The sequence below is a fragment of the Microbacterium zouquanmingi genome (assembly GCF_052266675.1).
In the GTDB taxonomy this organism is placed as follows: domain Bacteria; phylum Actinomycetota; class Actinomycetes; order Actinomycetales; family Microbacteriaceae; genus Microbacterium.
Genome location: NZ_JBQPRA010000001.1, coordinates 560,928 through 573,382 on the forward strand (window position 1 = coordinate 560,928; position 12,455 = coordinate 573,382).

General features: G+C 63.9%; 13 protein-coding genes. 5 read left to right on the forward strand and 8 right to left on the reverse strand.

What is annotated here, in order from left to right; genetic code table 11:
* The first annotated feature begins 186 nt into the window (after positions 1–186).
* Positions 187–648, forward strand: a complete 462-nt coding sequence (locus tag ACTU6V_RS02755) for a DUF3817 domain-containing protein (RefSeq protein WP_443468454.1) — start codon at positions 187–189, stop codon at positions 646–648.
* On the opposite strand, the gene ACTU6V_RS02760 is transcribed toward ACTU6V_RS02755, so the two are convergent.
* Positions 606–1,718 carry an SMP-30/gluconolactonase/LRE family protein gene (locus ACTU6V_RS02760; RefSeq protein WP_443474873.1) on the reverse strand — a complete coding sequence of 371 codons (1,113 nt, stop codon included), beginning with the start codon at positions 1,716–1,718 and terminating at the stop codon, positions 606–608. The genes ACTU6V_RS02755 and ACTU6V_RS02760 overlap by 43 nt on opposite strands.
* A 152-nt stretch (positions 1,719–1,870) precedes the next feature.
* Here ACTU6V_RS02760 and dnaK point away from each other — a divergent pair, with 152 nt between their 5' ends.
* From dnaK to ACTU6V_RS02780, 4 genes are read left to right on the forward strand one after another with little or no spacing between them, the layout of a single operon-like run.
* A complete protein-coding gene (gene dnaK, locus ACTU6V_RS02765; RefSeq protein WP_443468456.1) occupies positions 1,871–3,730 on the forward strand; it encodes a molecular chaperone DnaK in 1,860 nt (619 codons plus the stop codon).
* 2 nt (positions 3,731–3,732) lie between these two features.
* The gene (locus tag ACTU6V_RS02770; protein WP_443468457.1) at positions 3,733–4,380 is read left to right on the forward strand and encodes a nucleotide exchange factor GrpE; all 648 of its coding nucleotides are present in this window, start codon (positions 3,733–3,735) and stop codon (positions 4,378–4,380) included.
* Positions 4,381–4,387: 7 nt separating this feature from the next.
* On the forward strand, positions 4,388–5,377 hold the full coding sequence (locus ACTU6V_RS02775) for a DnaJ C-terminal domain-containing protein (RefSeq protein ID WP_443468458.1): 990 nt from the start codon (positions 4,388–4,390) through the stop codon (positions 5,375–5,377).
* A gap of 24 nt (positions 5,378–5,401) precedes the next feature.
* Positions 5,402–5,836: a heat shock protein transcriptional repressor HspR gene (locus ACTU6V_RS02780; protein ID WP_443474874.1), complete on the forward strand. Its 435-nt coding sequence runs from the start codon at positions 5,402–5,404 to the stop codon at positions 5,834–5,836.
* Between the two features lie 37 nt (positions 5,837–5,873).
* Here the strand turns inward: ACTU6V_RS02780 and ACTU6V_RS02785 are convergent, their stop codons facing one another.
* The 7 genes from ACTU6V_RS02785 to ACTU6V_RS02815 all read right to left on the reverse strand — a co-directional run bounded on the left by ACTU6V_RS02785 (position 5,874) and on the right by ACTU6V_RS02815 (position 12,429).
* On the reverse strand, positions 5,874–6,569 hold the full coding sequence (locus ACTU6V_RS02785) for an HAD family hydrolase (protein ID WP_443474875.1): 696 nt from the start codon (positions 6,567–6,569) through the stop codon (positions 5,874–5,876).
* Positions 6,570–6,609: 40 nt separating this feature from the next.
* The gene (locus ACTU6V_RS02790; RefSeq protein WP_443474876.1) at positions 6,610–7,335 is read right to left on the reverse strand and encodes an SDR family NAD(P)-dependent oxidoreductase; all 726 of its coding nucleotides are present in this window, start codon (positions 7,333–7,335) and stop codon (positions 6,610–6,612) included.
* A gap of 45 nt (positions 7,336–7,380) precedes the next feature.
* A complete protein-coding gene (locus ACTU6V_RS02795; protein ID WP_443474877.1) occupies positions 7,381–8,382 on the reverse strand; it encodes a zinc-dependent alcohol dehydrogenase family protein in 1,002 nt (333 codons plus the stop codon).
* A gap of 26 nt (positions 8,383–8,408) precedes the next feature.
* A complete protein-coding gene (locus ACTU6V_RS02800; RefSeq protein ID WP_443474878.1) occupies positions 8,409–9,233 on the reverse strand; it encodes a carbohydrate ABC transporter permease in 825 nt (274 codons plus the stop codon).
* Complete coding sequence (locus tag ACTU6V_RS02805; RefSeq protein ID WP_443474879.1) at positions 9,230–10,174, reverse strand: carbohydrate ABC transporter permease; 945 nt, start codon at positions 10,172–10,174, stop codon at positions 9,230–9,232. Before ACTU6V_RS02805 ends, ACTU6V_RS02800 begins: the two co-directional genes overlap by 4 nt.
* 4 nt (positions 10,175–10,178) lie before the next feature.
* Positions 10,179–11,453 (reverse strand): extracellular solute-binding protein, encoded by a 1,275-nt coding sequence (locus ACTU6V_RS02810; RefSeq protein WP_443474880.1) that lies wholly within the window; start codon positions 11,451–11,453, stop codon positions 10,179–10,181.
* 271 nt (positions 11,454–11,724) lie between these two features.
* Positions 11,725–12,429, reverse strand: a complete 705-nt coding sequence (locus tag ACTU6V_RS02815; protein WP_443474881.1) for a GntR family transcriptional regulator — start codon at positions 12,427–12,429, stop codon at positions 11,725–11,727.
* Positions 12,430–12,455 lie beyond the last annotated feature (26 nt).

The window sequence follows — 12,455 nt, forward strand, 5'->3', positions numbered from 1 at the left end:
GCGCGACAACGACAGCGTTCATGTCACAGCTCCTCTCTCGCGGAATCTTCCGGATACTTCCCGGTGCACGAGCAAGCCTAGGTGGGACGGCGGTTGGTGTCCATCCACGCGCCGGGCAGACGCGCCGTCAGGTGACTGCTATTCCGGGTGACGTACGGTTGATTCGTCCCACGAACAAGGAGCACGATGTTCCGCACACCTGCAAGCCTCTACCGCGTCCTCGCCATCGCCGAAGCGATCACCTGGACCCTGTTGATCTCCGCGCTCATCGCCAGGGCTGTCGGAGCTCCGGGGATCGTGGTGACGATCGCCGGAGGCATCCACGGTTTCGTGTTCCTCTCCTATGGTGCGACGGCGATCCTCGTCGCCTTCAACCAGCGCTGGTCGATCGGACTCGGCCTCCTGGCGGTCGCGAGCGCGATCGTCCCCTTCGCGACCATCCCGATGGAGATCTGGCTGCACCGCAAGGGCCGACTCGAGGGCGCCTGGCGTCTCGAGGAGAGCGAGCACCCGCAGGACCGCACCTGGTACGACAAGACGATGCGCTGGTTCCTGAATCACGCCGGCCTGCTTGTGGCACTCATCGCCGTCGCCGTCGTGGCGCTCTACGTCGTGCTGCTGACCGTCGGCCCTCCCGGCGGCAAGTGAGCCGGCGGCGTCAGCCGCACGAGCACGCCATCACCCTCGCCGCCGACCGCGACCACCCACGCATCTCCCACCCATGCGGCGGCATTCGGGCTGCACAGCAGCGATAGCGGCTCTTGCTCGTCCGCATATGTCAGGTGCAGTGCGTCCTGCCGGTACAGCTCGTCGCACGACTGCCGCGCCTTGATCAGGTCGCGGGCTTCGGCTGATCCGCCGACGATGACCGACTCGGCTGTCGACGGTTCTGCGCTGCCGCCCCACCACAGCGCGAGACCATCCGGGCGCACCGCGACGACAGGACGAGTCGCCGATTGGGCAGTGCGGGACAGCTCTGTGCCGTCGGGCGCGAGCACGATGCGGTTCGCCGGAGTGGCCAGGTAGATGCGGCCCTCGGCGTCGACATCGATGTCGACCGGCGGCGCTCCGGGAGCTGACGGCGTCGACTCGTCGAACGTCAGCGCTTCGCGGTGCACGAGCTCGCGTTCGCCCGTGTCGAGATCGATGCGCAGGACCTCGGAGTCGATCGCGGGAGTGGGTGGCGTCGGTTGATATCGAATCACGTAGGCATCGCCGTCGTGCACGGCCAGCGCGCCGAACATGAAGTCGCCGAAGTCGAAGCCGGCCGGATCCGGCTCGTCCTCCGGCAGCGGCTTCATCGGCACGTCGGTGTACTCGAGCGTCTCCATGTCGACGAGGGAGAGCCCTGGCGTGGCATCCGGTTCATTCCGGGATCGCACCGCGACCAGCTCGGTGGGGGACAGTGCCGCGACATCCCCGATCCCGTGCAGCGGATGCTCCACCTCGATGTTGAATCGAGCGAGCGTCTCGCCGTCGGCTCCGACGCGCAGCCAGGAGCCTGCGGAACCGCTCCAGAAGCCTCCGACTCCGTCTGCGGCGACTGTTGACATGCCGAAGGCGACGTCGACGTCGCCGAAGGTCTGCGCATCCCACGAGATGGGCTCCAGCTTCCAATCCCCGACGCCGAGCGCCGGCGCGCAGCCGGACAGCCCGCTTGACATTGCCAGGAGGGCCGCCGTCGCGACCGCAGCAGGGAGGGCACGCGACCGATGCATACGGAGATCCTAGGTCAGTGCAAAAGTTGAGCCTGTTCATATCAAGTTCACTTGACAGCATTTCACGCTCGCGATACAGTTGAGCCATTGCGACTCAGGTTTCTGATTCGCCCCATATCTTCACTACGTACTTCAACCAGAAGGAGAATCGCATGGCACGTGCTGTAGGAATCGACCTCGGAACGACGAACTCCGTCGTCAGCGTCCTCGAGGGTGGCGAGCCGAAGGTCATCGCTAACGCCGAGGGCTTCCGCACGACCCCCTCGGTGGTCGCATACACGAAGGACGGCGAGGTGCTCGTCGGCGAGACCGCCAAGCGCCAGGCCGTCACGAACGTCGACCGCACCGTTGCATCCGTCAAGCGCCACATGGGCACTGACTGGGGCTTCGACGTCGACGGCAAGAAGTGGACGCCGCAGGAGATCTCCGCGCGCATCCTCATGAAGCTCAAGCGCGACGCAGAGTCCTACCTGGGCGACACCGTGACGGATGCCGTCGTCACCGTCCCCGCGTACTTCAACGACGCTGAGCGTCAGGCGACGAAGGAAGCCGGTGAGATCGCGGGCCTCAACGTCCTGCGCATCATCAACGAGCCGACCGCTGCAGCTCTGGCCTACGGCCTTGACCGCGGCAAGGAGGACGAGCTCATCCTCGTCTTCGACCTCGGTGGCGGAACGTTCGACGTCTCGCTGCTCGAAGTGGGCAAGGACGACGACTTCTCGACGATTCAGGTGCGCTCCACCTCGGGTGACAACCGCCTCGGCGGTGACGACTGGGACCAGCGTCTGGTCGACCACCTGATCAAGCAGTTCAAGGAGACCAGCGGCGTCGACGTCTCTGGCGACAAGATTGCCCTCCAGCGTCTGAAGGAAGCAGCCGAGCAGGCCAAGAAGGAGCTGTCGAGCTCGACCAGCACCTCCATCAACCTGCCCTACCTGTCGCTGACCGAGTCGGGCCCCGTCTCGCTGTCCGAGACGATCACTCGCGCGAAGTTCGAGGACCTCACCAAGGACCTCCTCGACCGCACGAAGAAGCCGTTCGAAGACGTCATCCGCGAGGCGAACGTCAAGGTCGCCGACATCGACCACGTCGTGCTCGTCGGCGGATCGACCCGTATGCCCGCAGTTGCTGAGCTCGTCAAGCGCGAGACCGGCAAGGAAGCGAACAAGGGCGTGAACCCTGATGAGGTCGTCGCCGTCGGCGCTGCCCTCCAGGCCGGTGTCCTCAAGGGCGAGCGCAAGGACGTTCTGCTCATCGACGTCACCCCTCTGAGCCTCGGAATCGAGACCAAGGGTGGCCGGATGACCAAGCTCATCGATCGCAACACCGCGATTCCGACCAAGCGCAGCGAGACCTTCACCACGGCAGACGACAACCAGCCGTCCGTCGCGATCCAGGTCTTCCAGGGCGAGCGCGAGTTCACTCGTGACAACAAGCCGCTGGGCACCTTCGAGCTCACCGGCATCGCGCCGGCTCCCCGCGGCATGCCGCAGGTCGAGGTCACGTTCGACATCGACGCGAACGGCATCGTGCACGTGTCCGCCAAGGACAAGGGCACCGGCAAGGAGCAGTCGATGACCATCACCGGCGGCTCGTCGCTGTCGAAGGACGACATCGAGCGCATGGTGCGCGAGGCCGAAGAGAACGCTGCGGAAGACAAGAAGCGCGCCGAGGCTCTCGAACAGCGCAACCAGGCCGAGACCCTGTCGTACTCGATCGAGAAGCTGATCAAGGAGAACGAAGACAAGCTCCCCGCCGAGGTCAAGGACGAGGTCCAGGCTGACGTCGACGCTCTGAAGGCGGCTCTTGCCGGCGAAGACGACGACGCGGTCAAGACTGCACTCGACAAGCTGAACGAGTCGCAGGGCAAGCTCGGTGAGGCCATCTACGCACAGTCGCAGGCAGATGCTGCAGCTGGTGCATCCGCTGAGGGCGAGGCTCCGGCAGACGAAGCATCCGATGAGGATGTCGTCGACGCCGAGGTCATCGACGACGAGGACGAGAAGAAGTAACCATGGCAGAGAAGAACTTCGACGAAAACGGCGAGGTTCGGCCTGAGGACGAGGGGTCGGATGCTACGGCATCCGGCCCCGCGTCGCAGGTGAACCCCGACGCCGCAGAGGCCGCAGCCGCGGAGGGCGCCGACGAGTCGCCCGCCGACGGTGCGGACGAACTGACGGTCGACGACATCCTGAACGCGGAACAGAGCGACGAAGCGGCCGCGGGTGACGCGGCTCTCGCAGATGCCGAGTCTGCGATGCTCAATGACCTCAAGCGCCTGCAGGCCGAGTACGCCAACTATCGTCGGCGCACCGAGGAGCAGCGTCACGTCGAGATCGCGCGAGCGAAGGGTGAGGCGGCCAAGGGTCTGCTTCCGGTGCTCGACGACCTCGATCGCGCGGCGGCCCACGGCGATCTGCAGGAAGGCACGCCCTTCTTCGTGATCGGCGAGAAGGTGCGTGCGGTCGTGGAGCGTCTCGGTGTCATCGCTTACGGTGCCGCCGGGGAGGACTTCGACCCGCAGCACCACGAGGCGATCTTCCAGCAGCCGACTCCGGGAGCGGAGAAGTCCACGATCCTCGAGGTCGTGGAGGTCGGCTACCGACTCGGCGATGTCGAGCTGCGACCTGCGAAGGTCGTCGTCGCTGTTCCCGCAGAGTAGGTGATCTATGGCCAGCCAGGATTGGTTCGACAAGGACTTCTACAAGACGCTCGGCGTCGCCAAGGATGTCAGCGATGCGGATCTGAAGAAGACCTACCGCAAGCTGGCGCGCAAGTATCACCCTGACTCCAATCAGGGGGATGCAGCGGCCGAGGCGAAGTTCAAAGAGATCAGCGAGGCATACTCGGTGCTCTCTGACGCGGAGCAGCGCAAGGAGTATGACGAGATCCGGGCCATGGGCTCGGGTGCGCGGTTCACTTCGGGCGGTGCGGGCGCCGCGGGCGGCTTCGAAGACGTCTTCAGCCGGTTCGGGCAGGGCGGCCGTGGCCAGAGCGCCGACTTCGAGGACATCTTCGCGATGTTCAACCAGGGCCAGGGCGGGGGGAGCTTCGGCTCCGGCCGCTTCGGCCAGACGAGCGGCGGATACCGCGGTTTCGGCGGACCGCAGAAGGGCGCCGACGTCACGGCGCGCACAACGCTCGACTTCGTCACCGCTGTGCAGGGTGAGACGATCACGTTGCAGGGTGAAGACGGCAAGCCGTTCAAGGTGAAGATCCCCGCGGGTGTCGCAGACGGACAGAAGATCCGTCTGCGCGGCCGTGGGCGTCCGTCGCCCGATGGCGGAGAGAACGGCGACATCGTCGTGCAGATCAAGGTGCGTTCGCACCCCGTCTTCACGCGAGACGGTCTGAACCTGCGCCTCACGGTGCCGGTGACCTTCACCGAGGCAGCTCTCGGTGCCACGATCGAGGTCCCCACCCTCGCCGGCGACGTGGTCAAGCTGCGTGTCGCACCCGGTACGCCCTCGGGGCGGATCCTGCGGGTGAAGGGTCGAGGTGTGAAGACCTCGAAGGGCACCGGTGACCTGCTTGCTGAACTGCAGGTGGCTGTGCCCTCGCACCTGGATGACGCGGCGCGCGAGGCGCTGCTCGCTTTCCAGGCGGCAGAGCCCAAGGAGAATCCGCGCGGCGAGATGATGGCGAAGGCGCAGGCCTGATGATGTACGCGAGTCTCGGAGGTGATGGCAATGGTTGACGATGAGGATGCTCCAGTCTTCGCCATCGCCGTCGCCGCTGAGCTCGCGGGCATGCACCCGCAGACGCTGCGTCAGTACGATCGCATCGGTCTTGTCGTGCCCGGCCGCACGCGTGGAGGCTCCCGCCGCTACTCGGCGCGCAACATCGAGCAGCTCCGCGAGGTTGCGCGGATGAGCGCTGAGGGCATGAGCCTGCCGGCGATCGCTCGACTGCTCGACCTCGAGGACGAGGTGCGGATGCTGCGCCGCCGTGTCCTCGATCTTGAAGGCGCGCTGCGCGCCGAACGACAGAACCGTCCCGGTGTGCGCGTCTTCGCCGCCGGTGCCACGGGAGTCACGCCAGTGACCGGTGGACGTCGCATCCGCCGTTCGACCGAGGTCGTGCTGTGGCGCCCTGGCGGGCGAAGCGACGCGGAGTAGGCTCCGCGATCCGTGCTCCGTGCGCTGCGCGCGTGGACTACTGCGGGCTGGAAGCTGTTGCTGAAGGCGTAGCACCGTTCACGAGCTGCTCGAGAACTTCGGGGAGCCGGTGCAGATCATCGAGGTGCATCGTGCGGTCATGGTCGTCGAGTCGAGGGTCGGCGTGCCCTTCTGGGCTGTACGCGAGGACGAACATTCCCGCACGCTGCGCGGCTTCGACGCCGAACCGACTGTCGTCGATTGCGATACACCGCTCCGGCGCTACCCGGAGGGACGCAGCCGCATGCAGGTAGACGTCTGGTGCCGGCTTTCCTGCCTGCACATCGTCTGCGCCGCTGATCTTTCCCACGAATCGCGGGAGTAGCCCGACGACCTCTAATCCGGCATGGATACGCGCGCGGTCGCTGTTCGACGCGACCGCGATGGGAAGGGTGATGCGCTCCAACGCCGAAACGATGCCGGGGACAGCGGTGAGCTCATCTCGGAACGCCTTCTCGATCCACCCACGATAGGGCGCGCGCCAGTCGGGATCGAGCTTCCGGTTGATGCGTCTCTCGACTTCGCTATCGAAGAACTCGCGAGAACTGCCGGCGAACAGATCCATCAGCTCGTCAACGTCTGCTTCCCAGCCCAGGTCAGCGAGCATCCGCTGCGACGTCCTCATCGACAACAGTTCACTGTCAATGAGGACGCCGTCGCAGTCGAAGATCACTGCGTCGAAATGGGTGGTCACAGCAAACTCTTTCTGGATGCCGACTGCCAAGAAATGAGTATCACTGCGCGAGCCGTGCGGTGGGCGGCACAGTGAAGCCGAGGTGTGCGCCGCCGCTGACCGGAACCATTGTGCCGGTCATGTAGCTGCTGTCCGAGCCGAGGAGGAACTGCACCACGCGGGCGATCTCCTCCGGCTCAGCCACGCGTCCGAGCGGCGTCGACGACTCATAGCTAGCGAACACTTCTTCCGGGGTGCTGCCGATTAGGTCGGCCTCCCACGCCAGCTCGCGGGTCTCCATCGGTGTGCGCACGTACATCGGGCAGACACCGTTGATTCGGATGCCGCGCAGCGAGAGCTCTGGGGTAACGGCTTCGATGAGTCCGGTGACCGCGAACTTCGATGCGCAGTATGCCGACAGGAAAGGTGCCCCGCGAAGCCCTCCCATGGAGTCGATGACGGCGATGGCCCCGCCACGGCTGACGTGCGGAACGAGTGCACGAAGGCAGTTGAACACACCGAAGGCGTTGACGTTGATCTGGGCGTTCCAGTCGTCGTCGGTGGTATCGAGCAGGCTCGCCATGCGCGAGATGCCAGCGGCGAGCACGACAGCATCGATCGATCCCGACAATCGCTCGACGGCGTTCGCCACAGATTCGGAGGACGACACGTCGACGCTTTCGGTGCCGTTGATGTCCCACTCGACTACTTCATGGCCTGACTGGCGGAGTTGTGCTGCGCACGCTGCACCGATTCCACTCGCTGCGCCGGTGACGATCACTCGCATATTCTTCTTCTTTCGTTGGTTCGATCAGTGCGGGGGATGTGCGCGCTACGGACGGCCTGCGCCCGGCAGTACGAGCACCTTTTTCGTCTCACCACGCCGGAACGCTTCGAGCGCGTGAGCGTACTCGTCGAGTGGGACGCGGTGGCTGATGAGAGGGGCGATGTTGATCCGACCTGATTCCAGTAGATCGATGGCGCGTCGATAGGTCGAGGCCGGGCATACGGCGCCGATGATTCTCAGCTCGTCTTCGTAGATGCGGTGCGGATCGATGCTGACCGCGCCGCCGGGGCTGGCAACGCCGAACTGTAGAAATGTTCCCCCTCGGGCGACTCGGTTCAAGCCCTCTTGGATTGCTTTGAGATTTCCCGTGGCATCAATCACGACATCCCACCCTCGCCCCGTGTCGATCTCGGATGGGGTCGTGGCTGTGTGGCGCGCGCCGAGGGCCGCGGCCCCAGCGAGCTTGCGGTCGTTGATGTCGACGACATCAACGAAAGGTGCTCCGCTCAGCAACGTCAGCTGCAGCATGGCCAGACCCATAGTGCCCGCGCCTATGATGAGCACCGACTGGCCCGGTCGCATCTCCAACAGGTCGATCGCGTGCACGGCGCACGACAACGGCTCAGCAAAGGCAGCGTGTTCCAGGCTGACGTTGTCAGGAAGGGGCACGCAGAGATTCGCAGGAACCGCGACGTAATCAGCGGCGGCACCGGCGCGTGTGACGCCGACTGCGCTGTAGTTCTCGCACAGGTTGATGCGTCCGTCCTGACAGTACCGGCACATGCGACACGGGATGTTCGGGTCAGCGCCCACGCGGTCACCGATCGCGAGTCCTGTTACCGACGCCCCCAGTGCGACAATCGTGCCGGCGAACTCGTGCCCGGGGGTGATGGGCAGTGTGCCTTCCTCGCCCTGCCGAATGTGCAGATCTGTGCCGCAGATTCCCGCGGCGGCGACCTCGATCACGACCTCATCAGCGGAGGGCGTCGGCTCAGGGACATCCTGCAATTCGAGGTGGCCTGCTTTGGTGATCACGATGGCTTTCATAACAATCCTTCTTGTCGGCGTCGCGACTACTCGCGCACTGCTCCGGCGCCAAGCCCCGAGAGCAGGTGTTTTTGTGCGAAGAGGATGAGCAATGCAATCGGTACTAGCGAAATAATGCTCGCGGCCGCGATCTCCGACCACAGGATCGCCTTGTCGGTCTGGAAGCTCGAGATGAGCATCGGCATGGTGACCAGGCGATCGCCAGCAAGAACCAGGACGAACAGGAACTCGTTCCAGATCAGGATGAACGTCACGACGGCACTTGCGGCGAGACCGGGGCGCGCTACGGGAAGAATGATCGTGAAGAATGTTCGTGCGACGCCGGCCCCATCGAGTCGGGCGGCTTCATCCAGGGCGATCGGGATGCCCTGGAAGATTCCGAACATGATGAGTACGGTCAGCGGAACCTGGAAAGCCACGAGCGCGAGGGCCAGCCCTGTCATCGAATCCAGCAGTCCGAGCGAGCGGAATATGAAGAACGTCGGCAGCACGATCGCGAATGACGGGACGAGCCGGGTGAGCACGAGCGTGCTGGTCAGCACCCCCGAACCGCGGAACTTGTATCGCGACATTGCATAGGCAGCGAGAGCACCGAATAGAAGACACAGCAGCGTCGCGATGGCGGTGAGTTGGATGCTGTTGATGAGCGAAGCGACGAAGTCACGATCGGCGAACAGCGAGGCATAGGTCGAGAAATCCGGTACGAAGAACCACTGCACCGGCAATTCATACGCCGCGCGGTCGGACTTCAAGGAGATCGCGAGGAGCCAGAGCGTCGGGTAGAGGCTCGCGACGACGACGATCGCACCGATCACGAAGTTCCCGATGTGGCGAAGGATGCGCACGGTCATGACGACACGACCTTCCAGGCGTTGCGCTGTTTGCGCAGCGCGAGGACGAGGAGTCCCAGCACCGCGAGCGTGATGACGATGATGGTGACAGCTGCGGAGGTCTCGCCAAGACGGAACTGACGGAAGCCGAACTGGTACAGATACATGTTGATGACACTTGTGAGTCGGCCTGGCCCGCCGCCGGTGAGGACATACACCTCATCGAACAACTGCAGTGCATCCATTCCACGGAGGACAAAGACCGCACCGAGAATCGGCAACAGGTTCGGGAGCACGACATAGCGGAATCGCTGCCAGGCGTTTGCGCCGTCGACCATTGCGGCTTCGAGCGCCTCCTGGGGGATCCCAGTGAGGCCAGCCAGGCACATGAGGATCACGAACGGTGTGGTGTGCCACACCTCCATGGCGACCACAGCCCACTGCACGGTGGCGGGGTCGGTGAGCCATGCCTGTGGATCCATGCCGACGAGGGCCAGCAAATAGTTCAGCTGACCGAACTGGGCGCTGAAGAACATACGGAAGAAGTTACCGATGACCACCGGTACGAGCAGGTACGGCACGAGCATCATGGCGCGGGTGGCACGGCGCGTGCGGGTCGGCTTGTTCAACCACATCGCGATGAGCAGGCCAAGACCCATCTCAAGGACGAGGGACGGCACGACGATCGTGATGGTGACGAGCACTGATGTGCCGAAGTCACCGGAGGAGAGCACGTTGGCGTACTGTTGCAGGCCGACGAAGTTGATGACTCCATCGATCTTGCGCAGGTCCATGTCTGTGAAAGAGAGTCCCAACGCCAACAGCATCGGAACGACGCGCAGTGCTCCAACGAGGACGATGACGGGGGCGAGGAGAGCGAGGGGGACGAGCCACCCCAGCCGCCGGGACCGACGTGTCGCTGTGACACGTCGCCCCCGGCGCTCCGTACTGGGTGAAACCACCGGATTAGTCCTTCGTGATCTCGGCGGCAAGCCGACTCTGCGACTCCGCCACTGCAGCGGAAATATCGGTGCTACTGTTCAGCGCTTCCGAAAGTGCGGGTGCCATAGCTGCCTCCCAGTCGATCCACGAAGAGCTGACCGGGAAGTAGACTGCGTTGTTGTAGTTCTCGAGCGCTGCCGAGTAGTACGGGTACTTCTCCTGCAGTTCAGGGTCGCTGAGCACGGAGGTGCGGCTCGCAGAACCACCGAGCTCGAGGCCGGCCTTCTGCTGCTCCGCTGTGGTCGCCCAGCTCATGAACGCGAACGCTTCGTCCTGCTGGTCTGACTGGCTCGACACCGCGAGGCCCCAACCGCCGAGGTTCGGCGTGCTTTCGCCTGTCGGGCCTGCCGGGAGAGCGGCGAAGCCGATGTTGTCGCGGTTCGGTGAGTCTTCGGCGAGCAGCGCGTCGGAGGTGTCGCTGAAGTTGATCATCATCGCCGTCTTCCCCTCGGAGAACGCGGCAGCTGCTGCGGGCCAGTCGGCGCTGAGCGCGTCTTGTGGCGCCGAGGCGAGTACGTTTTTCCAGAGTTCGAGTGCTTCGATCGTCTCCGGGCTGTCGAGCGTTGCCTCGGTGCCGTCCCAAATGTCGGCGCCGTACGACCACGCGATGCTCCAGAACTCGCAGAGTAGTGGGTCATCACGCTTTCCAATGAGGGTGGTGCCAGCGACTCCTGTACTCTCCTGCAGCTTTTCTGCGGCAGCGAGGTACTCGTCCCAGGTCGCCGGAACTTCGATGCCAGCCTGCTCGAGCAGATCTGTGCGGTAATAGAGCATGTACACGGCACCGAACCATGGCAGCGCGTACTGAGCGTCGTCGATCGTGGCCCAGGCCATGTAGGCATCGATGTAGTCGTCTGGGTCTATCTCGTCGGCGGCTGCGTCGATCGGGTCGTTCAGCTCGTCGAGGTAGCCGTTTTCGACGTACTCGGGTAACCAGGCGTAGTCCAGCGCGATGACGTCGTAGCTGTCCTTTCCGGAGTTAAAGCCGAGCACGGTGCGCTCGCGCACGGCGTCGTAGTCGAACAGGTCTACTTTGACCTTGGCGCCGAGGCCCAGCTCGTTGTACTCTTTCGCGGCCGCTTCGAGCGCTTCGCCGGGCCCCCCGGCCTGAGCGATGACACGGACGGTCGAGCTGTCGGCCTCGTCAGATCCCGATACCGTGCAACCGGTGAGGGCGACGGTCGTCAGCCCGCCCGCGGTCAGGATCGCGCCGAGTTTCATCCAGGGCATCTTCCTCATGAGGGTTCGTTCCTTTCGTAGTGATTCGGGTATGGCCTACGCATCTCAGGCGATATCAAACTGAGGAACGATGTAGCCGTCGTGTTCTAAGACTCGCGCTGCACCGCGGAGCCTTCTCAACTCACCGTCGAGGACTAGCTCTGGAGTCGTTGGTGAATTGAGCCCGTTAGGGGTTGATTAGCAACATAGAACGATGTCTGACAACATGTCAATACATCAGACCACAAAGTTTATTCGGACGAAACAAGTTTGGGGATGCGTGGATCCGGTGTCACCTTTGTCGCAGGACGCTGAACGACATCTCGCTGCCACGGTGATAGTCGGCGGCATATAGTACCCGCTCGCCCTGGCGGCTCATGCCTACTTCCGTCACCAGAAGCCACGGGCCGAGACCGCCGAGTTTGTAGCGTTGTTCCCATTCGTCAGGCAGTTCTACTGCCGAGATCGTCGCGATCGAGGCGTTCACCTGATGGCCGTGGGCGGCAAGGGCTGCCGTGAGTGACCCGCTCCAGTCGCGGTGCTCGAGTGGGCCTGGTAGCACCGCGCGGGGCAGAGTGTTTGCACTCACGACGAGTGGCTCCTCGTCGCCGTAGCGAATGCGCAGTAGACGGATCACCTCTGAGCCCTTCTCGATACGAAGGGCTGCTGCTTCTTCGTCATCAGCTTCGCCCGTCGATACCTCGAGTACGGCGCTACTGACGCGGTATCCCCGCGCGTCGAGGACCTCGGTGATGCTCTCGTATTTCGTCATCGGACGCTCAACTCTCAGCGAGCCTGATGCGGAGATGAAGCGGCCTTGGCCTTGTACTGCGTGGACGACGCCTTCCTGCTCGAGCGACCGCAACGCCTCGCGCACAGTCGAGCGCGACACACCGAATAACTCGGCGAGTTCTGCTTCGGTGTTGAGCCGGTCGCCGGGTTTGAGTCCGAGTCGGGAGATCAGCTCCTGCACCTGCTCGTAGACCCGCTCAACCATGCTCTCTCGGCCCGTTGCAATACTGC

Excerpts from the sequence above, each read along its gene's own strand:
- ACTU6V_RS02770 (WP_443468457.1), top strand. The coding sequence starts at position 3,733 with ATGGCAGAGAAGAACTTCGACGAAAACGGCGAGGTTCGGCCTGAGGAC.
- ACTU6V_RS02790 (WP_443474876.1), bottom strand. The coding sequence starts at position 7,335 with ATGCGAGTGATCGTCACCGGCGCAGCGAGTGGAATCGGTGCAGCGTGC.
- ACTU6V_RS02775 (WP_443468458.1), top strand. The coding sequence starts at position 4,388 with ATGGCCAGCCAGGATTGGTTCGACAAGGACTTCTACAAGACGCTCGGC.
- ACTU6V_RS02810 (WP_443474880.1), bottom strand. The coding sequence starts at position 11,453 with ATGAGGAAGATGCCCTGGATGAAACTCGGCGCGATCCTGACCGCGGGC.
- ACTU6V_RS02800 (WP_443474878.1), bottom strand. The coding sequence starts at position 9,233 with ATGACCGTGCGCATCCTTCGCCACATCGGGAACTTCGTGATCGGTGCG.
- ACTU6V_RS02780 (WP_443474874.1), top strand. The coding sequence starts at position 5,402 with ATGGCAATGGTTGACGATGAGGATGCTCCAGTCTTCGCCATCGCCGTC.
- dnaK (WP_443468456.1), top strand. The coding sequence starts at position 1,871 with ATGGCACGTGCTGTAGGAATCGACCTCGGAACGACGAACTCCGTCGTC.
- ACTU6V_RS02760 (WP_443474873.1), bottom strand. The coding sequence starts at position 1,718 with ATGCATCGGTCGCGTGCCCTCCCTGCTGCGGTCGCGACGGCGGCCCTC.
- ACTU6V_RS02795 (WP_443474877.1), bottom strand. The coding sequence starts at position 8,382 with ATGAAAGCCATCGTGATCACCAAAGCAGGCCACCTCGAATTGCAGGAT.
- ACTU6V_RS02815 (WP_443474881.1), bottom strand. The coding sequence starts at position 12,429 with ATGGTTGAGCGGGTCTACGAGCAGGTGCAGGAGCTGATCTCCCGACTC.
- ACTU6V_RS02755 (WP_443468454.1), top strand. The coding sequence starts at position 187 with ATGTTCCGCACACCTGCAAGCCTCTACCGCGTCCTCGCCATCGCCGAA.